The organism is Cupriavidus sp. NPDC089707, from assembly GCF_044748965.1.
GTDB lineage: Bacteria > Pseudomonadota > Gammaproteobacteria > Burkholderiales > Burkholderiaceae > Cupriavidus.
The window spans coordinates 636434-655469 of record NZ_JBIVHB010000001.1 but is presented as its reverse complement, the minus strand read 5'-3'; the positions used below and the strand labels follow the sequence as shown (position 1 = coordinate 655469).

Below are 19036 nucleotides of genomic sequence, written 5' to 3'. Positions count from 1 at the left end.
ACTACCCGGAAACCCAATAACGGCGCGGTTTTGGGGGTATTTTTCTTCTTGCCGACTCCAGACCGCTCCGACACAATCCGCCCATCGAATAGGGGTGAGAACGGGGGTGGGAAATGGCGACACGGCAGCTGCATCGGCTTACTGCACTCAAGATCGGCAAGCTGGATGAGCCGGGACGTTACCCGGATGGAGGCAATCTCTACTTCCAGATTTCCGAGACGGGCTCGCGGTCCTGGATATTCAAATTCACGCTGCGCGGCCGATCGCGCGAAATGGGGTTAGGCCCCCTGTCGTCAGTATCGCTGGCAGCTGCGCGCGCTGAGGCCGCAAAATGCCGCGATCTTCTTCGTGATGGGATCGATCCGATCGAAGCACGAAATGCCGAGCATCGGAAGCGTGCCCTCGACACAGCCGGACCGCGCCTGTTCAAAACTGCAGCGGCCGACTACATCGCCAAGCATCGTGCCGGCTGGAAGAACAAGAAACATGCGCAGCAGTGGACGAACACACTCGCCACGTACGCGTCCCCGATCATTGGCGACCAGGATGTGCGCGTCATCGACACGGCGATGATTGTTCAGGTGCTGCAGCCGATCTGGATTAAGAAGCGCGAGACAGCGTTCAGGCTGCGCGGCCGCCTGGAATGCATACTCGATGCCGAAAAGGCATTCGGACACCGCGAAGGACAAAACCCTGCTCGCTGGCGCGGCCACCTCGACAAACTGCTACCGAAGCAGAACCGCCGCAAAAAGATCAAGCACCACCCCGCTCTGCCGTGGCAGGAGATCCCGGAGTTCATGAAGCAATTGCGCGAACAGCGCGGGACGGCGGCCCGTATGCTCGAACACTTGATTCTGACTGTCGTGCGAACGCAGGAGGTTCAGTTCGCGCGACCCGAGGAGTTTGCCATGCGCCATCGCGTCTGGACCGTGCCCGGCGAGCGCATGAAAATGGAACTCCCGCTGCGCGTGCCGATGACCGATCGCCTCGTCGAGCTAGTTGAGGCAGCGCTGCCTGGCGCGCGAGACGGATGGTTATATCCGGGCCGGAAGAGAGGAAAGCCTCTCTCGAACATGGCAATGCTGAAGGTGCTTGAGCGTATGGGCTACAGCCACATCACCGTGCACGGTTTCCGCTCGACCTTCCGAGATTGGATAGCCGACTGCACCGAGTATGCGGATTCACTCGCAGAGAATGCGCTGGCGCACGCCATCCAGAACGAGAGCGAAGCGGCCTACCGCAGGGGCGACATGCTCGAGCGCCGGCGCAAGATGATGAGCGACTGGGCGGACTACTGCTCTGGCCAAACAGCGGCAGTCATTCCGCTGGACCAGAGCGCCACGCTGCAATCGGCGTGCAACTGATGGGCAGCAGTTGCTGAGTTGAAATCTTGGCGACGCCACAGGGTAACGGCGCTCGACTGCCTAGTCGATGCAGCACTTCTTGTATTTCTGGCCGCTGCCGCAAGGACATGGGTCATTTCGGCCGACCTTTTCCACCCGTCTACGCCCACTCAGGACAGCAGAAATTGCTTGGTCAATCGGCATGGGTGCGAGCATGTCCTTCGTCTCCGCCGTCATTTTCAGATCCTCGATCCAGGGGTAGGTCAGGGAGACACCGAACCTTACCTCGGGCCCTCTGGACGCCATGCAAAGCCCAAACCACTTTTCAGCATGTTGTTTGTACTTACGGCGACGGCAGTAGGAGTCCAAACGCGGACCGGCGATATGTGCCGACTCGTCGGTGCAATGGAAGGTAAGTCCAGGCCCTTCCTTACAAGCGAACGTAACGTCATGTGCCTTTCCATCGGCGCGCGTCCTGGCAGCTAACCTGTCCACCACGCGACTCATCTGATCAATAGCCTTCTCGCTCATTGCCAGAAGAAAGAAACCGAGGTCGATAGTGGCCGCTTCCGGCCGCGCCTCGATCTCTCGGACGATTCTTCCGATCGTTGTTCTTTCGAAGCGCGTTAGGACGCCATCGGGCGTTGATGCGCCTGCCACACCCGCTCGCCGGACCGCCATAGCGACGTCCAGTCCAGCTGAAAAATCATCGTCGAGGTGCATAAGGCCAACGTCCGACTCTACCCACAGATTCTTCGCAAGGTGATAGCCGAGAATCGTCAATTCCTGCGACGCCATGACTTGCTCGGCGTAGTTTGCTCTGCGATTGATATAGCTGAGGAACTGCAATGGGGACTGCAGCATCTCCGTCATCGCATCCACAGCAAACACGTCCATCACCAATGGCGCCTGTACTCGATCAATGCTCTCGGCCTTCAAGAACTGGCGGGCTTGAAAGCTGAGAGCTTGGTAATGGTCGCTAACAACGCAAAGTAGATACACCTCCTTAATGTCGGGGGGCAGCTCGACTTCACGTCCGTCTGGTGAAACAAATTTGTAGCGCGGATCAAAGAGACATTTTGCGCAGGTAGCCCCTTGCTCATATGCGGCCTGCACCGCCTTCTTGAAATCATCGCGAATAACCTGGTCGTTTCCTTTTCTAGCCTCCAACGTGAGGCGCTTCGACTTCGCTTGAACGATGATGACTCGATTGCCCCAAACGACGAGCACATCGATATCAGACGCCTTCGTCGACTTGTTTTCGAAGACGTCGACATTCAAGAACACGTGCTGCGGGCCAAAAACAAGACTGAGTCGCTCGGCGACGAAGTTTTCAGTAAAGTCGCCTCGATTCTTGGTCAGCGTCGGCAGGTAGGCTTTGTCTTGCGCCATCCAGTAGAAGGGGGCGTCATAGATTGCTTCGGAAAACGTGTATGACTGGAGCGACAAATATTCACCGCTCGGCATGCGCAATAGTGGAGTGGCTGCAAGGACGTTGAAGTCGTGCAGCGCGTTAAATCCGGTGTTACGCTCGGTAGGTAGCGCTGAAAAAGCATCTAGGACGCGCGCCACGAGCTCTGGTTCGAGGATCGCCTTTGTCGCCACTTCGCCCACTGCGCATGCAAAAACAGGCAGCATGGTCCACTCATCAGGATGTTGCCTTCTGAGCTGCTCCCGTATGGCGTACATTCGGTCGGCATGGACTTCTTCCATCGCCTTAGCTATGCGCGCAGCCTGTTCCATCGTGAATCCACGATTTGCTAAGAGCCATGGCGCATCAGGAGCGTACTTTCGGGCGGCCAGGTCGAGATACTGAAAGTTATAAGCTGCCTCCCCACTGTAAAAGATGGGCTCCCGCAAGACAGCGCCACGATCGAAGGGATCGAAAGTTCCGCTTTGCAGGGCCTCGGGCGTTAGCCCGGAAAAGAACTCACCAGTCAGGCAGTCGTGCAACTCACTCAAGAGTCGCTCGCTTTCATCTACATATGTCTGTAGCGTCGTCGGCGCCGGCAAAGTCCAGTCAATCTCAGCTTTGATCATCAGGCCGAGCAGCGTGTTGATCTCGGTACGAATTAGCCGCGAGGGTGAATACATCTTCCTCAAATCGGCCTCCTTCATGTTTCCTGAGTAGAGGATGACATTGTCCCGGAAGCAGAGGTGCGCCACGGCATAAACGTATCCCGGCCGTTGGCAGAGAGCCGTCAAGTCGGCAAAGACTTCCTGTTCCGAACGAGAAGGTATTTTCATGGTGGCGGACGGTAGATTGTTTTTGTGTCGCTATCGTGAGCGTTTGCCATCGGCGTCAAGTAACCGTACTGCCTTCTCCGGCCACAGGGCGTGGGTCTCCGCAATCAGCTTTCGCATGTTGTCAAACTGGAACGATTTTTCGAACTCGATCGCTGTAACTATCAGTTCGTTTTTCCCGTTTCCGAGGCAGATCGATCTCAGCGTTGTTATGGCTTCCGGGTTATCGTTCGGCAGATAGATATGTGCTATTAGACCATCGAAATAGAATCGAAAGACCTCAAGTCTTGCCGGCCCACCCACAAATGAGTGTTCCTGAAGGATCTTTATCGGAGCCTGATTATGGAATGGCCCGCGAGTGCTCAGCTGTATCAGGACAACAGGGTAGAAATCGAAACTATCGGTTTCCTCGTCGACCAAGATGCGGCGCAACCTTTCTAGGTCGGCAACTGGCAGCGAGACATCCGAGAATTCGGGTCTCCGCGTCGCGGCTGCACGCCACAATAAGCTCATAAAGAACAGTCGGAGGGCCTGGCTGTCCACCCCCTTGATGACGTGGATTGCATGCCCCCGTTCTTGATCAACCATAGTTACACTGGTGTCTGCCAGCGGCGATGGTTCGAGCATATCTGCTTCACCCCAGCCGCTCCACACAAGGCGATGCTTGCGCATGAACTCTATCGCCCATGTGTCGTGATTCGTCAGGATTCGCTCACCCTTCTGGACTACTAACTCCTTGTCGTACCAACTGTTCCACGACCTCTTTGGTGGCAATCCGTTGCCCGCTTCAATAAAGGGAACCCCTTTTTCCGAACGTGTGAGCGCCGCTGGTATGAGATGGGACTTCAGGTAAATGCCGTGGTCCCCCGTTAGCCTGCACTTGCCTGCTCTCATCACTATTCCTTTTGGACATATTCTGATTCGTCTTCAATTTACCACTAACGCATAACCTGCCATGACCCTTGCCCTGGGGGGTATCGTCGCTGCTCAGTGACACAATCAGCCATCGTGCGCGCATGCATCGAGGCGCGCCTGCGCGGCCAGACGAGTTGAGCACTCGTCTTCTGCCCGGCGGCGGCGCTCTTCCTAAAGGCACGGCTCACCCTTCAATTCTGTCGCAGCATGCCCGCCCACTGAAAAGCCCGCGAGCATCAGATCTGCGGCCGGACGATGCTGTGAAGCCTTGCGATCCATAGCAGCACGGGAATTCTGTGTGCGGTTTCGCTGGTACGTAGCACGCACCGGCGATCGACCGTGGTGGCGGGATGGGTGGCTCTGGTCGGATGCCATCGACTGCGTCTTGCGTCCAAGGAATACTGCCGTGAGTGTCGGGATGTCATTCATTCGCCAGGGACGACTACTGTATAAAAACACAGTGTATCCCGGGATGCCGCTAAAATTCGTGGGGGGTCGGGAAAAAGGTAACCTTGGTAACCTGATACAGGAAATCCCCCGCAAAGCCTTGCCAGATAAGGGATTGCGGGTTTCGGCAAAAAGGTAACATTGAGGTAACTTTCAGGTAACCAAATTACCTCTTTCAAAGGTAACCTTCATAGAAATCGATCTTCAATAAAATCAATGAGTTAGAGAAAGGTTACCTTTTTGGTTACCTCAGATTACCTTTTTGAGGTAACCACCCACCGCCTTATAAATCAAAGAGTTAGCGCCGATTTTCGACGGAGGTTACCGAGGTTACCTTTTTACCGCCCCCTCCCGGTTCTCAACTTGCCGAAGACGTCATGAGAGGCGAATAGCGCACAAGTTCAGAGCAGTCATACGCCCCGGCCCAGTAACCTGGCTGCTGCATAGCCAAGGTGCATAAATCTGCGAGATCGCTGCACCCCGCTGGCTGCCCGCGGCCCCAGCTCTAGCGCGGTTCGGCGGCACCCTTCCAGGTGCATAAAAACCACTCAATGAAGCGGGCAGGTGAGGCGGGGTCTCAACCGCGCGCAGGAGGAGGTTATGTTGCGTGCTACCATGATATGAATGCATAGACCCATGTCCGAAATTGACACGAGGCGAGCCAACACTTTGGACGATAAGAAGAAGAGCTTCGCGGCAGAACTGCCGGAGGATTGCCCGTTCCCCCGGGCAAAAGAATGTGATGGGGAAGTCTTCATGCTTGTGAAACAGGAACCGATAACTTCCGACCAAGTCCGCAGCCAGGCGGAACGTGGCCGCGCTCGCAACGCTATGGGGGAGGCCGCGTGCATGCGCCATGGGCTTTCTGTCTTCAGAACTTTTTCAGAGTGCGATCATGCGCGTCGCGTTCTGTCGGCGCGCAACATCGGCGATCTGATTGCAGTGGCGACTCTCAACGCCGATCATGGAGTGATTGCACCGACTCCTTCCCTCCCGGGCCACTTGACATGGTGGCCTTTCGTTGAGACCCAGCGCGAGACGCTCTTTCGCGTTACGAACACAGACGGGGCTTGAAGATGTGGGAAATCCATGGAGTTCCTACCGAGATCTTTTCAGATCCGGAACTACGCATCGAAGAAACCTTATTTGATTTTGATGGGCCGAAAATTTTTACTCATCAGAACCAAGGTCGCCTTCACTTGTTTTATGAAAGCGATGTAGACGATGATGTAGAGGCTGTTAGGTTTATTGCTTCGCCTGCTGACCACCGCCTCATTGCGAAATTGAAGTCAGGCGCCGTATCTGTCTATGAGGCCCTTGACCAACCTTGGGTCTTCGCGCTCGAGGTGGATTTCGATTGGAATATACGCTCCCAATTTCTTCTACATGAAGGGATACACGGAATTCCTGATGACGCCCTCCCTGAGAAAAAGACTTTGCTCTGGAGTTCATTAGAGAAGAGGGCTCAGCGAGAACTGGAAGATGCGGGAAAACATCACACTACCTGGCTGCAGCTACAAAGAGAGTTTGATGAATTTGCTCACATACCTTCCAAGCTACTGAGGGCGGAAGTCGGAAAGGAGCAATGGATGTTGGCGGAGGATTCTGTTTATGCGAGTGTTCGCTCAGAAATGATTAGCTATCGCGATCTATTGCAAACCTACAGCACATTCGCTGAAGGAATCAAAAAGACTCTTACTGCGCTCGATGTGTCGAGGCCCCTTAGACAGTCTTCTGCAACCGCGATAGATATCGCGGAACTAAGAGCCGAGGCGATGCAAGCTACATCTTACAAGAAGCACTCAGCACGGAATTTTCACTGATGACACAAGAAGGCCAATTCAGCAAGAACGAGATTGCTGTTAGGGAGTGGCTGTCCACTGTAGGGGAACTCCCGACCGACTCAAACGATTTGATGATCCAATTGCCCGTTGGAGATAAAAGATATAGATTAGATGTCGCCGTGATCACCGGCGGCATCATATTTCTGGCATGGCTCGGCACTGTGATTAAGCAGGAAGACATGCACGAAATGTCCCATGTCATTCTATCGGCAAACTGGCAGATGCCTTATTGCTCATTTGAGATTTCACCTGTCACCCAATCAATCCTGCTAAAATCCTATATTGTTCTTGAAGACGATGAGGAAGTTTCGCGGGAAATCCTCGCAAAGCACTTGGCTTGGATTGGTCTCTCACTAACACAATACCCGCCTATTTTGGATGCTGTTGCAAAAAAGGTTATCGACGTGAGTACTGCTGTCAAAAAAATCGAAGAATCAATGCCGAAATAATATCAAAGAGCGTACGGGGAAAATCTTACCACCTCCTCCGCCAGCCAATTATTAACTTCCTTGAGCCGCTCTTGTAGCGGCTCAATTTCGTTTCGCGCGAAAACAATTGCAGCCTGCTGCGCATCGCCAAATCCCCCAGTATTGTTGGGGATAATGCCCATCAGCTGCGGGGGTACGCGATGTGCGGCAAGCTGGTCGTCACGCGTCACGTTCTTGATGTTCCAGAATTCATCCTTTGCTGCCACCTCCGACACGGGTAGCAACTGGATGCCGTCCTTCTTCCCCGCAGGCGCGTACATGAATAGGTTGCGGAAATTGCCTGGCCCCTTGGATTCCTTGAGCGCCTTGCGCAGCGCGTCCACGTCCTCCTGCTTCTGGGCGGCGTCGGTCATGTACAGGATGAAACCGGCGTGGCTGCCGTTCTTGTAGTAGCGCCGCCGGAAGAGCGTGGCCGCCTCGTTGAGCCAAGTGGCATTGAGCGCCGACAGGTATTCGGGCAGCCCGTACACCTCCTGGTTGATGTCAGGCTCCAGCAGATGGAAGATGCTGCCCCGCTTGAAAGTGTGCTTGTCCTGCCAGTTCTGTACGAAATGGTAGGTCTCCAGATCCACGCCGCGGCGCACGTACTTGGCCATGGCCGGCTCGAGGCCCAGCGGCCGGCCCAGCACGTTGTCGCGTCGCTCCAGATAGCCGTTGCCGAACACCAGGAAGTCCTGCACCCAGCGCGCAAACGCCGAGCGCGACAGCAGCTTGTGCGGGATGAAGGTCGAGACCAGGATGTTGCGTTTCACATAGATGGGCGAGCTGTTATGCACGGCCGCCCGGAAGCTGCGCGCCAGGCCATCCCACGGCAGCGGCGGCTCGTACCAGTCGCCCACGCGCATGCACTCCACATAGTCGAGCAGCTCGCGGCGGTCGAGCACGGCAACCGGATCGCCGAAGCTGAACGCCTCGACCGAGGCCGCGGGGGCAGTCGGAGCCGGCGCGGCATCGACATGGTTTGCAACAGCCGCGCCGCGGCTCGGTTTCTTGCGGGTCATGAGAACTCCATGATGCTGGTGTTGGTGGTGGTCACGCCTTCGATCGGTTCGTGGGCCAGCGCGTGCATGCACGCCCAGGCCAGATCGGCGTGGCTGGTTTCCTCCGAGCGGCCGGCCTGATAGGTGACGCGGCCGCCCGCGGCGGTGGTGGTCTTGCGGATGGACATGAACGACGCGGCGAAGTCAGTCCAGCCGGCGTCGAATTCCAGCCGGCCCTTGCTGATGACATCGGTAGCCTTGAGCACCAGTCCGGTCTTCACGTCGACCGAGTAGGTGAAGCCCTGCGCATCCGGGCGCGCCTTGAGCACCACCTTGTAGACGGCATCACCCACACCTGTTCGGTCGATGCCGATGTAGGTCACGTTGTAGCGATCGCAGACCTTGAGGATTGCACCCGCCTGCTCTTCGTAGTCGATGCCTCGGAACTGGTGTTTCTCCAGCACCCGGAACTTGCCACCGGGCACCAGTGGCGGCGCCACGACGACCAGCGCAGCGCTATCCCCGCCCCCACCATTGGGGTCATAGCCGACCCAGACTTCGCGGTCGCCAAGCGGCCGCGACGACCAGTGACGGAAGTCACCCCACACCTCCCAGCTATCCACCATGCAGCGCATCAGCATCGACAGCGGGAACACCGACGCCGTGTCGTCAATGAACCCGCACATCAGCAAGTTCTCGAAGTCCGCGTCGCTGTACTCGCGGCGCAGCTGCTCCAGGTCGAACAGGTTGCAGCCACCGCGCACCGCGTCCTCGACGGTCACGATCTGGCGCCACTGCCCGTCAGCGCAATGCCGACCAGCCCGCAGAATCGCGTGGCTCAAGTCGACCTGCACGTGCTGAGCCTTCTTCCGGCCGCGGTTGAACAGCGAACCGGACCAGAACGGATACGCCTCATGCGCAAGGCTTGAAGGCGTCGAGAAATAGGTCTGCCGCCACTTCGCATGGATAGCCATGCCGGAGGCCACCTTGCGCAGTTCCTGGAAGCGTTGGATCCAGAAGTACTCGTCCAGATATAGGTTGCCGTGGTAGCTCTGGGCGGTACGGGCGTTGGTGCCGAGGAAGTACAGCGTGGCGCCATTGGGCAGCACGATCGGATCGCCCTTCAGCTCGACGCCGGCGGCGTCCTTGGCGAACTGGATGATGTAGTGCTTGAAGACATGCGCCTGCGCCTTGCTGGCCGACAGGAAGATCTGGTTGCGGCCGGTAGTCAGCGCGTCGATAAAGGCTTCGCGCGCAAAGAACCAGGTCGCGCCGATCTGTCGGCTCTTCAGAATGTTGCGGATCCGCTCGACCAGGCCCGCCTCGTACCAGACGCGCTGGTAGTCGAACATCGAATCCATGAAGGCGTCGACCAGCTGCTCCTGCTGCTCTTCGTCGATGGCATTACGCTCGGGCGGCTTGCGCGGCCCGTGATTGCGGTTGGCCACCTTCGGGTTCAGATCCGCTTCATTGCCACTGCCCTCATATCGGCGCACGCGCGCCAGGCGCTCGATCTGCCGGCCCAGCAGATCGATTTCCTTGTAGTCCTTCCCCTCCTTGGCCTCCTTCAATACCAGCCGCGCCATGCGCGCCTCGATGCTGGTGCCGATGCGCTCCACGGCATCGGCTTTGTCCCAACCTTCGCGGCGCTTCCAGCTGTGCACGGTGGCCGGCTTGACGCCCAGCATCTCCGCGATGCGCGCCACCCGATACCCCTGCCAGTAGAGCCCGCGCGCAATGCGACGCGGCTCCATTTCTGGATCGAACGAGAGCAGGGCGATAGGGGGAAGCGTAGTCATGCCGCAACGCTACCGTCCGCGCGCGCGCGTGCCACGCCGCCTGTGTTGTGCCCGGGATGCCTACAACAGCCCGGCATTGCCCCGCGCGTGACACCGCGCCGAAGATGGCAACACCACCACCGAACCCCGCCAAACGAGGACACCATGGCCGGCAAGAACCCGAAGTATTTCCGCATCGCCACCGAAGGCGCGACCAGCGACGGCCGCGTGATCGACCGCGAGATGCTGGTGCAGATGGCCGCCAGCTATGACCCCGACACCTACGGCGCCCGCATCAACCTGGAGCACATCCGCGGCATCGTGCCCGATGGCCCGTTCAGGGCGTATGGCGACGTGCTGGCACTCAAGACCGAAGAGGAAGGCGGCAGGCTGCGCCTGTATGCGCAGCTCGACCCCACCCCAGACCTGATCGCTTTCAACAAGGCCCGGCAGAAGGTCTTCTGCTCGATGGAAGTGAATCCCGATTTCGCGGATTCGGGCGAGGCCTACCTGGTTGGCCTGGCCGTCACCGACAACCCGGCAAGCCTGGGCTGCGAAATGCTGCAGTTCAGCGCCAGGGCCAAGAACAACCCGCTGGCCGAGCGCAAGCAGGATCCGAGCAACCTGTTCTCCGAAGCGGTGGCAGTTGAGCTTGACTTCCCCACCGAACCAACCGCCACCGTGCCCACCGCCGGCTTTGCCGCCAGCATCAAGAAGCTGTTCGCGCGCCAGGACAAGTCCGACGCCGGCAACGACGCCCGCCATGCCGACACGCAGGAAGCCGTCCAGGCCATTGCCAAGGAAGTGCAGACGCTGGGCGAGACCTTCACCAAGGCCATCGACGGCGTCACGAAGCGCCTGGATGCGCTGCAGGCGGAACAGACCCAGGGCAAGGAAGCGTTCAGCGCGCTCAGGGGCACGCTGGAGAAGACGGAGGACTTCAGCCGCCGCCCGCCCGCCACCGGCGGCGACGGCGCGGTGATCGAAACCGACTGCTGAGCCGGCCCCCGAACAGCGACACACCAACCTACCCCGGAGCCAACTCAATGCGCAACGATACCCGCCGCCTGTACGCGGCATACGAAGCCAAAATCGCCGAGATCAACGGCGTCGAGCGCGTGGACCGCAAGTTCAGCGTTCAACCGAGCGTCCAGCAGAAGCTGGAAACCAAAGTACAGGAGTCCAGCGATTTCCTCGGCAGGATCAACGTCTATGGCGTGACCGAGCAGGAAGGCGACAAGGTCGGCCTGGGCGTATCCGGCCCGGTGGCCAGCACCACCGACACCTCGGCCCAGGATCGCCAGACCAGCGATATCGCGGCGCTGGACGACCGCGGCTATCGTTGCGAGCAGACCAACTCGGACACCCACATCACCTACCGCATGCTGGATGCCTGGGCCAAGTTCCCCGACTTCCAGACCCGCATCCGCGACGCCATCCTGCGCCGCCAGGCGCTGGACCGCATCATGATCGGCTTCAACGGCCTGAGCCGCGCGGCCACCTCCAACCGCGCCGCCAACCCGATGCTGCAGGACGTCAACAAGGGCTGGCTGCAGCACCTGCGCGAAGAAGCGGCGGAGCGCGTGATGGTCGAAGGCAAGGCAGCCGGCACGATCGTGGTCGGCGGCCCCGACACGGATGCCACACGCGACTACGCCAGCCTGGACGCCCTGGTGTTCGACCTGTGCAGCCACCTGATCGCGCCGTGGTACGCCGAGGATCCCGACCTGGTGGTGGTGTGTGGCCGGCAGCTGCTGGCGGACAAGTACTTCCCGCTGCTGAACAAGGATCGCGACCCCACGCAGAAGCTGGCCACCGACATCATCATGAGCCAGAAGCGCATCGGCAACCTGCCGGCCGTGCGGGTGCCCTACTTCCCACCCGACGCGCTGCTGGTGACGCGTCTGGACAATCTGTCGATCTACTACCAGGAAGGCTCGCGCCGCCGCACGATCGTGGACAACGCCAAGCGCGACCGCATCGAGAACTACGAGTCGAGCAACGACGCCTATGTGATCGAGGACCTGGCCTGCGCCGCGATGGCCGAGAACATCGAGGTGGCCCAGGCATGACGAGCCCCGCCCGCAACCACTTCCTGCGCGTGAGCGCCCAGCGGGCGGCAGTCGCAGCCGAGACCGCCAACCCGCTGCGCCACGCCTCCGGGCATGAGCTGATGCTGGCGCAGCTGGCCGAGCACAAGCGCCAGCTCAAGCAGATCCAGTCGATCGAGCGCAAGGCCGACGCCAAGCGCGGGATGCTGCCGGCCTATGCGGCCTGGGTGCAGGGCGTGCTGGAAGCCGATGCCGGCGTACAGGACGAGGTCTTCATGACCGTGATGGTCTGGCACATCGACGTGGGCGACTTCGCCGGCGCCCTGCCGCTGGCGCGATACGCCATCCGGCACGGCCTGGTGATGCCGGACCAGTACCAGCGCACCACGGCCTGCCTGATCGCCGAGGAATACGCGGCAATGACGCTGAAGGCGGTCGAAGCCGGGCAGCCCGTCGACGTGGACGCCCTCGGCGAGGTGGGCACGCTGGTCAACGACCAGGACATGCCCGACGAAGTGCGCGCCAAGCTGCACAAGGCGGTGGGCTATGCGCATGCCGCCCTGGTGGACGCGACGCAGGACGATCGCAAGCAGGACCGGCGCGAGTTCGTGCTGGCCAATCTGCGCCGCGCGCTGGAGCTGCACGACAAGGCCGGCGTGAAAAAAGACATCGAGCGTCTCGAACGCGAGATCAAGAATGCAGCCCAGGCCGGCGCCAAGGAGGGCGACGGCCGGGGATGACACCGAGCGTGACCCCGCGCATCAGGCGGCACGGGGCATCCGAAGGGCGTACCGGCCTCGCGCCGGCCAACCCAGCTGGCTGCCCCGTCCACCGCCTCCACCACCAGTGAATCCATGTCTTCCTTCATCGCCACCGCCCCCGCCGCTGCCGGCCAGAACCTGATCGCCAACGATGGCTTCTTCCCGGACATCGACGTCGACCAGGCATTGGCCGCCATGCGCCAGGACGGCACTGTGACACCGGATCGCCTGCGCGCGGCGCTGATCGAGGCGGCGCTGTCGGTCAACGCGGAGCTGGCCGACTGGAAGACGACTCAGCAGGCGGCCGGGCACGCCACGCTGCTGGCGGTACCGTCTGCGCAGATCGACGGCAAGTCGACCAACCTGCACCGGTACCTGCGCGCGCTGCATTGCCAGGCGCGCGCAGGGCTGATCGAGCGGTACCGAGACTACGACGCCACGGCCGCCGGCGACAAGGCTGCCGAGGCGCTACTGCAGGCCGTGGAAGACCTGCGCCGCGATGCGCGGTGGGCCATCAGCGACCTGCTCGGCATCACCCGCACCACCGTGGAGCTGATCTGATGCGCGTGCGAGCCCTGCAAGGCGACACCGTCGATGCCATCTGCCAGCGCGTCTACGGCCGCACCGCCGGCGTCACCGAGGCAGTGCTGGAAGCCAATCCCGGCCTGTCCGATCTCGGCCCGGTCCTCCCTCATGGCACGGTCATCGACCTGCCCGACACCTCTCCACAGCCAGCCGTGCAGCGCGTGCAACTGTGGGATTGACCCCCAAGGAATCGACTATGGCTGAACCCATTTCCACCGGCACCACCGCCGCCATTGCCGTCACCGGCATTGGCGCCATCACCCTGCTGCCAGGCGTGGATGCGGCAACGGTGCTCGGCGCCTTCGCTGGCGCTGCGGTGTTCGCGCTCAATTCCGACGACATGTCGACCGCCAAGAAACTGGCCTTCCTGGTGCTGTCCATCGTGGCCGGCTGCCTCGCGGCGCCGCTGGCCGCCGCGCTGATTGCCAAGGCCCTGCCCACTGAAGCCGAGGTAAGCCATGGCGTCGGCGCGCTGGTGGCCTCGGCGGTGATGGTCAAGCTGCTGATGCTGCTGATCCGCGTGGCCGGCCACGGGGACTGGCTGGTCGGGCTTTTTCGCAACAACGGACAAGGAGGCAACAAATGACGATCCTCTTCCTGATCCAGGCGGCGCTGTGCGCGCTGATCGCCATCCGCCTGCTGCTGTTCCGGCGCGCGGGGGCTGCCTACCGTCCGTGGGCTTCGCGGCTGGCCTACCTGCTGATCGTGCTGGCGGGCGCCGTTCCCATCGGTGTGCTGTTCGGCCGCTACGACTGGGCGATGCTCGCGCAAAGCGGCATCACCGCGGTGCTGTGCCTGGCGGTGTATGCGGTGCGCGGCAATGTGGTGGAGCTGTTCCGCATGACCGAGACCGATGGCGGCTGCTCCTGGCTCGTTCGATTCCTGCGGAGATCCTGCGATGACTATCCTGCGACCAGGTGACGTGGGCGCCGGCGTGCGCGAGCTGCAGCGCCTGCTGCGCGAGCGTGGCGCGGGGCTTGAACTGACGGGCGATTTCGACACGGCGACGCTTGCCGCAGTGCGGGCGGCACAGGCGCGCTACGGCCTGGTGGTCGACGGCCTCGCCGGCCCGAAGACGCTGCAGGCGCTGCAGCAAGACACCCGGGAGCCGCGGCACCTGACCGCCGCCGACCTCCAGCGCGCCGCGGACAAGCTGGGCGTGCCCCTCGCGGCGGTGCGCGCCGTCAACGAGGTCGAAAGCCGGGGCAGCGGCTTCCTGCCCGACGGGCGCCCGGTGATCCTGTTCGAGCGGCACGTCATGTACCGGCAGCTGCGTGCGGCCGGCCACGACGCCGACGCGCTGGCACGGCAGTACCCGAACCTGGTCAATGGCGCGCGCGGGGGCTATGCCGGCGGCGCCGCCGAGCACATGCGGCTGGCCCGCGCCGCCGACATCGATGAAGCCTGCGCCCTCGCCTCTGCCAGCTGGGGGCTGTTCCAGGTGATGGGCTACCACTGGGAGCGTCTCGGGCATTCGAGTGTGCAGGCGTTCTCCCTGTGCATGCGCGAGGGCGAAGGCGCGCAGCTCGACGCGTTCGTGCGCTTCGTCCTGACGGACCCGGTGCTGCACAAAGCGCTCAAGGCCCGCAAATGGCCCACCTTCGCCAGCCTCTACAACGGCCCGGCCTACAGGGACAACCTGTACGACGTGAAACTGGCACGCGCCTTCGCGCGCTACGACGCCGAAGAAAAGGAGCCTGTATGAACCGAACCCTGGCTCTCGTTCTCGCGGGCGTCGTGCTGCTGCTGGCGGTTGCCGGCACGGGCGCCTGGATGACCGATCGCTACCGCAAAGCCGTCAAGCGCGGCGATGACGCGGAAGCGGCCGCCGCAGGCCTGCGGGTACAGCTCAGGAACGCAACTGGCAGCGTCGTCACCGTCACCCGCTATGTCGACCGCGTCCAGACCATCCAGGTCAAGGGCGACACCATCATCAAGGAGGTTCCGCGCTATGTCCCTGTTCAGGCTGATGCCGCCTGCACTGTGCCTGTCGGCTTTGTGCGCCTGCACGACGCCGCCGCCACCGGCGCCCTGCTCGATCCAGATCCCGGCGATGCTGATGCGGCCCCCTCGGGCATTGCGCTCTCTACCGTCGCCGCCACCGTTGCCGGCAACTACACCAGCAGCCTCGCCGACGCCGAGCAGCTGAGCGCCCTGCAGCAGATCCTGCGCGACCAGGGCGTGACCATCATCGGCGAGGCGCCAGTGCCATGATGAAGCCCAACAGCCTGCGCGAGGCGCTGACCGCGGCGGTACCGGATCTCGCGCGCAACCCGGAGAAGCTGCACGTGTTCGTGGATGAAGGCCGGCTGGTGGCCACCGGCGCCAGGACGCTGTCCTTCGAGTACCGGTACACGCTGACGCTGATCGTGACTGACTTTGCGGCCGGCTCCGATGCAATCATGGTGCCGGTGCTGGCCTGGCTGCGCGTCAATCAGCCCGAGCTGTTCTTCAGCCCCACCCAGCGCGAGGACGGGGTGAGGTTCGAGGTCGATATCCTGAACCACACCACCGTCGACCTGGCACTGAAGCTGCCTCTGACCGAGCGAGTCACAGTGCGCGTGGCCGGGACCGGCTACCACGTCGAGCATCACCCGGAGCCAGTCAACGAGGACGACGATCCGTCCACCTGGCGGCCAGCAGCGCCATGAGCGACTTCCGCGCCCTGGAGGCATGGGCTGGCGCCCTGCTGCAGAATCTGGAGGCGCCGGCGCGGCGCGCCCTTGCACGAGCTGTCGCGGCGGAACTGCGGCGCCGCCAGGGCACCCGCATCGCCGAGCAGCGCAATCCGGACGGGTCGGCCTATGAACCCCGCAAGCCGCAGCTGCGGCTACGGCTGCGACCCGGGCGCGTGCGTCGCGCCATGTTCGCGCGCCTGCGCACCACCCGTTTCCTCAAGGCGCAGTCAAGCCCGGACGCCGCTGTCGTGACCTTTATCGGCCGCACCCAGCGCATCGCCGCGGTACACCAGTTCGGGCTGCGCGACCGTGTCAACCGGGCCGGCCTCGAGGTCACCTACCCGCAGCGCGAGCTACTGGGATTTGACGACGCTGACGTGGATCGCATCACCGACCTCGTCCTCGCGCATATCGCCGGCTGACACCGCCTGTTGTGCCGGTTGCCGCCACAACACCCGCTGCGTGACTGCCTCGCGCGCGCACGGCACGCTGGCGGGCATGGACTCCACCACCGAACTCGCCCGCCTGATCGAGAACCTGATTCGGCTCGGCACCATTGCCGAGGTCGATACCAGCACGCCGCCGCGCGTGCGCATTGCGACCGGCGGCATCACCACGGCATGGCTGCCGTGGGTGGAGCGCCGCGCAGGCGCCACGCGCACATGGAACCCGCCCACCGTAGGGGAACAGGTCATCATGCTTTGCCCCAGCGGCGATGTCGCCAACGGCATCATTGTCGCTGGGATACCGTCCGCGGCGCATGATGTTCCGAGCCACAGTGCCGACGAAACCGTCACACTCTACCCGGACGGCGCGACCACCCGCTACAACCACGTCAGCGGGGCGCTGGAGATCGAGGGGGTGCAGACAGTTCTGCTACAGGCCGGCCAGACCGTGGTGGTGGACTGCCCCGATACCACCTTCAAGGGCAAGGTCACCGTCGAGGGTCTCTTCACCTACCAGGCCGGCATGTCCGGCCAGGGAGGCAGCAGCGGCGCTGGCACGCAGATCCGCGGCAACGTCACCCACACCGATGGCGAACTTTCCTCCAACGGCGTCGTCGTCGATGACCACGACCACGGCGGCGTGCTGCGCGGCGGTGATTGGACGGAGGGAACCCGGTGAGCTATCTCGGGATGAACGTCGCCACCGGGCGGGCGCTGGCCGACCGCGAGCACATCCTGCAGTCGGTGCGCGACATCCTGACCACGCCGATCGGCACCCGCGTGATGCGGCGCGACTATGGCTCGCTGCTGCCCCACCTGGTCGACCAGCCGCTGCACCGTGCCACCTTGCTGCGCGCCATGTCGGCGTCGGTCATGGCGCTGGTCCGCTGGGAACCCCGACTTCGTGTCACGCGCGTCTCGTTCGACGCCGGCGCCGACGGCTCCCTCTTTATCGACATCGAGGCCCAGCGCGTGGACGGACCGCGCGCCCAGGCCGCCAACCTGCGCGTCCCCTTGCGCGGAGGCCACGCATGAGCGCGACCCCGATCGATCTGTCCCGCCTTCCCTCCCCCGATGTGGTGGAGGCGCTCGACTATGAGACCCTGTTCGCGCAGCGCAAGGCTGAACTGGTGGCGCTCTTCCCCGCCGCGCAGCAGCCTGAGATTGCAACCACCCTCACGCTGGAATCCGAGCCACTGACCAAAGCGCTGCAGTCCAGCACCTATCGCGAGCTGGTCCTGCGCCAGCGCGTCAACGACGCCGCCCGCGCCGTGATGCTCGCAAAGGCCATGGGTGCCGACCTGGAGCACCTGGCCGCCCTCTTTGGGATCGCGCGCCTCACCATCACGCCGGCTGATCCCGAGAACGACATGCCGGCCGTCATGGAGCGCGACGAGGATCTGCGCAAGCGGACCCAGCTGGCGCCGCAGGGGTTCTCGGTGGCCGGCCCGGAGGGCGCGTACAAATCCCACGCGCTGGGCGCAGACGGGCGCGTACTGGATGCCTCTGCCACCAGCCCAACGCCTGGCACGGTAGTGGTCACGGTGCTTTCCCGCGACGGCGACGGCACCGCCGATGCCGCGCTGCTCGCTGCCGTTGAATCGGTGCTCGGCGCCGACGATGTGCGGCCGCTCACCGACCATGTGCTGGTCCGGTCGGCCGAGATCGTCACCTACCGCGCCCGCGCCAGGCTCTACACCTTTCCGGGGCCCGACTCCACCGTCGTGATCGAAGAGGCCAGGAAGCGCCTGCTGGCCTACAACGCGGCGATCCACCGCCTTGGCATGGAGCCGACGCTTTCCGGCATCTACGCGGCGCTGCACATCGATGGGGTAGAGCGCGTCGAGCTGCTGGAGCCAACCGCAAGCATTCCAGTCACGCGCACGCAGGCGCCGTATTGCATCCTCGTGGATATCCAGCACGGGGGCGTCTATGGCTGATCTTCTGCCACCCAACGCCACGCGACTGGAGCGCAATCTGGCCGAGGTAATGGGTCGGCTCGGCGACGTCCCGGCGCCGCTGCGCACGCTGATGAACCCGGATACCTGCCCGGCGGCGCTGTTGCCGTGGCTCGCCTGGCACCTTGGCGTCGACGCCTGGAAGGACTATTGGCCCGAACAGGTCAAGCGGGCGCGGGTGAAGGCCGCGATCCAGATCGCCCGCAAGCGCGGTACCGCCGGTGCAGTGCGCAGCGTGGTCGCCGCCTTCGGCGCCAACATCGTCATCCGCGAATGGTGGGAGATGAACCCGCCCGGAGTGCCGCACACCTTTGAGGTGGTGATGGCAGTCAGCGACCGCGAGGGCGAGAGCGCCACCGCCGAATTCATCGGCGATGTCATCGCCGAGATCGACCGCGCCAAGCCGGTGCGCTCGCACTACATCTTCACGCAGGGCTACCAGCGCCAGGGGGCCGTTGCCATCGGCGCGGCCGCACGTGCCGCCCTGTATGTCCGACTGTCCCTTTCCGATACCTGAC

Annotated in this window: 23 protein-coding genes; 19 read left to right on the top strand and 4 right to left on the bottom strand. The window is 62.3% G+C overall.

Annotated features, from left to right (window positions below):
- The first annotated feature begins 113 nt into the window (after nucleotides 1-113).
- Nucleotides 114-1364, top strand: a complete 1251-nt coding sequence (locus ACIP1U_RS03135) for a tyrosine-type recombinase/integrase (protein WP_400311585.1) — start codon at nucleotides 114-116, stop codon at nucleotides 1362-1364.
- A 60-nt stretch (nucleotides 1365-1424) separates the two neighbouring features.
- Here the strand turns inward: ACIP1U_RS03135 and ACIP1U_RS03130 are convergent, their stop codons facing one another.
- Nucleotides 1425-3461 (bottom strand): SEC-C metal-binding domain-containing protein, encoded by a 2037-nt coding sequence (locus ACIP1U_RS03130; RefSeq protein WP_400311583.1) that lies wholly within the window; start codon nucleotides 3459-3461, stop codon nucleotides 1425-1427.
- 159 nt (nucleotides 3462-3620) lie between these two features.
- Complete coding sequence (locus ACIP1U_RS03125; RefSeq protein ID WP_400311580.1) at nucleotides 3621-4481, bottom strand: hypothetical protein; 861 nt, start codon at nucleotides 4479-4481, stop codon at nucleotides 3621-3623.
- Between the two features lie 1104 nt (nucleotides 4482-5585).
- On the opposite strand from ACIP1U_RS03125, the gene ACIP1U_RS03120 reads away from it, so the two are divergent.
- From ACIP1U_RS03120 to ACIP1U_RS03110, 3 genes are read left to right on the top strand one after another with little or no spacing between them, the layout of a single operon-like run.
- Nucleotides 5586-6023 carry a hypothetical protein gene (locus ACIP1U_RS03120; protein WP_400311577.1) on the top strand — a complete coding sequence of 146 codons (438 nt, stop codon included), beginning with the start codon at nucleotides 5586-5588 and terminating at the stop codon, nucleotides 6021-6023.
- Entirely contained in the window at nucleotides 6020-6772 is a 753-nt protein-coding gene (locus ACIP1U_RS03115; RefSeq protein WP_400311575.1) for a hypothetical protein, read from the top strand. Before ACIP1U_RS03120 ends, ACIP1U_RS03115 begins: the two co-directional genes overlap by 4 nt.
- Nucleotides 6772-7242: a hypothetical protein gene (locus ACIP1U_RS03110; protein ID WP_400311572.1), complete on the top strand. Its 471-nt coding sequence runs from the start codon at nucleotides 6772-6774 to the stop codon at nucleotides 7240-7242. The genes ACIP1U_RS03115 and ACIP1U_RS03110 overlap by 1 nt, the downstream gene beginning before the upstream one ends.
- A gap of 2 nt (nucleotides 7243-7244) precedes the next feature.
- Here the strand turns inward: ACIP1U_RS03110 and ACIP1U_RS03105 are convergent, their stop codons facing one another.
- Nucleotides 7245-8282 (bottom strand): phage portal protein, encoded by a 1038-nt coding sequence (locus ACIP1U_RS03105; protein ID WP_400311570.1) that lies wholly within the window; start codon nucleotides 8280-8282, stop codon nucleotides 7245-7247.
- Complete coding sequence (locus ACIP1U_RS03100; RefSeq protein WP_400311567.1) at nucleotides 8279-10060, bottom strand: terminase ATPase subunit family protein; 1782 nt, start codon at nucleotides 10058-10060, stop codon at nucleotides 8279-8281. The genes ACIP1U_RS03105 and ACIP1U_RS03100 overlap by 4 nt, the downstream gene beginning before the upstream one ends.
- A gap of 144 nt (nucleotides 10061-10204) precedes the next feature.
- Here ACIP1U_RS03100 and ACIP1U_RS03095 point away from each other — a divergent pair, with 144 nt between their 5' ends.
- The 15 genes from ACIP1U_RS03095 to ACIP1U_RS03025 all read left to right on the top strand — a co-directional run bounded on the left by ACIP1U_RS03095 (nucleotide 10205) and on the right by ACIP1U_RS03025 (nucleotide 19035).
- Nucleotides 10205-11038, top strand: coding sequence for a GPO family capsid scaffolding protein (locus ACIP1U_RS03095; protein ID WP_400311565.1), 834 nt, complete (start codon nucleotides 10205-10207; stop codon nucleotides 11036-11038).
- Between the two features lie 47 nt (nucleotides 11039-11085).
- Nucleotides 11086-12111: a phage major capsid protein, P2 family gene (locus ACIP1U_RS03090; RefSeq protein ID WP_400311563.1), complete on the top strand. Its 1026-nt coding sequence runs from the start codon at nucleotides 11086-11088 to the stop codon at nucleotides 12109-12111.
- Complete coding sequence (locus tag ACIP1U_RS03085) at nucleotides 12108-12830, top strand: terminase endonuclease subunit (RefSeq protein ID WP_400311560.1); 723 nt, start codon at nucleotides 12108-12110, stop codon at nucleotides 12828-12830. Before ACIP1U_RS03090 ends, ACIP1U_RS03085 begins: the two co-directional genes overlap by 4 nt.
- 114 nt (nucleotides 12831-12944) lie before the next feature.
- On the top strand, nucleotides 12945-13412 hold the full coding sequence (locus ACIP1U_RS03080) for a head completion/stabilization protein (protein WP_400311557.1): 468 nt from the start codon (nucleotides 12945-12947) through the stop codon (nucleotides 13410-13412).
- Entirely contained in the window at nucleotides 13412-13615 is a 204-nt protein-coding gene (locus ACIP1U_RS03075) for a tail protein X (protein WP_209777605.1), read from the top strand. Before ACIP1U_RS03080 ends, ACIP1U_RS03075 begins: the two co-directional genes overlap by 1 nt.
- A 17-nt stretch (nucleotides 13616-13632) precedes the next feature.
- Nucleotides 13633-14022, top strand: a complete 390-nt coding sequence (locus tag ACIP1U_RS03070; protein ID WP_400311554.1) for a putative holin — start codon at nucleotides 13633-13635, stop codon at nucleotides 14020-14022.
- Nucleotides 14019-14357 (top strand): phage holin family protein, encoded by a 339-nt coding sequence (locus ACIP1U_RS03065; protein ID WP_400311551.1) that lies wholly within the window; start codon nucleotides 14019-14021, stop codon nucleotides 14355-14357. The genes ACIP1U_RS03070 and ACIP1U_RS03065 overlap by 4 nt, the downstream gene beginning before the upstream one ends.
- On the top strand, nucleotides 14335-15141 hold the full coding sequence (locus tag ACIP1U_RS03060) for an N-acetylmuramidase domain-containing protein (protein ID WP_400311549.1): 807 nt from the start codon (nucleotides 14335-14337) through the stop codon (nucleotides 15139-15141). The genes ACIP1U_RS03065 and ACIP1U_RS03060 overlap by 23 nt, the downstream gene beginning before the upstream one ends.
- Nucleotides 15138-15650 carry a hypothetical protein gene (locus ACIP1U_RS03055; protein WP_400311546.1) on the top strand — a complete coding sequence of 171 codons (513 nt, stop codon included), beginning with the start codon at nucleotides 15138-15140 and terminating at the stop codon, nucleotides 15648-15650. The genes ACIP1U_RS03060 and ACIP1U_RS03055 overlap by 4 nt, the downstream gene beginning before the upstream one ends.
- A complete protein-coding gene (locus ACIP1U_RS03050) occupies nucleotides 15647-16087 on the top strand; it encodes a phage tail protein (protein ID WP_400311543.1) in 441 nt (146 codons plus the stop codon). The genes ACIP1U_RS03055 and ACIP1U_RS03050 overlap by 4 nt, the downstream gene beginning before the upstream one ends.
- On the top strand, nucleotides 16084-16536 hold the full coding sequence (locus tag ACIP1U_RS03045) for a phage virion morphogenesis protein (RefSeq protein ID WP_400311540.1): 453 nt from the start codon (nucleotides 16084-16086) through the stop codon (nucleotides 16534-16536). Before ACIP1U_RS03050 ends, ACIP1U_RS03045 begins: the two co-directional genes overlap by 4 nt.
- 40 nt (nucleotides 16537-16576) lie before the next feature.
- A complete protein-coding gene (locus ACIP1U_RS03040; protein ID WP_400311537.1) occupies nucleotides 16577-17239 on the top strand; it encodes a phage baseplate assembly protein V in 663 nt (220 codons plus the stop codon).
- An 11-nt stretch (nucleotides 17240-17250) separates the two neighbouring features.
- On the top strand, nucleotides 17251-17595 hold the full coding sequence (locus ACIP1U_RS03035; protein ID WP_400311777.1) for a GPW/gp25 family protein: 345 nt from the start codon (nucleotides 17251-17253) through the stop codon (nucleotides 17593-17595).
- Nucleotides 17592-18500 (top strand): baseplate J/gp47 family protein, encoded by a 909-nt coding sequence (locus ACIP1U_RS03030; protein WP_400311534.1) that lies wholly within the window; start codon nucleotides 17592-17594, stop codon nucleotides 18498-18500. The genes ACIP1U_RS03035 and ACIP1U_RS03030 overlap by 4 nt, the downstream gene beginning before the upstream one ends.
- Nucleotides 18493-19035 carry a phage tail protein I gene (locus ACIP1U_RS03025; RefSeq protein WP_400311532.1) on the top strand — a complete coding sequence of 181 codons (543 nt, stop codon included), beginning with the start codon at nucleotides 18493-18495 and terminating at the stop codon, nucleotides 19033-19035. The genes ACIP1U_RS03030 and ACIP1U_RS03025 overlap by 8 nt, the downstream gene beginning before the upstream one ends.
- The last annotated feature ends 1 nt before the right edge of the window (nucleotide 19036 follow it).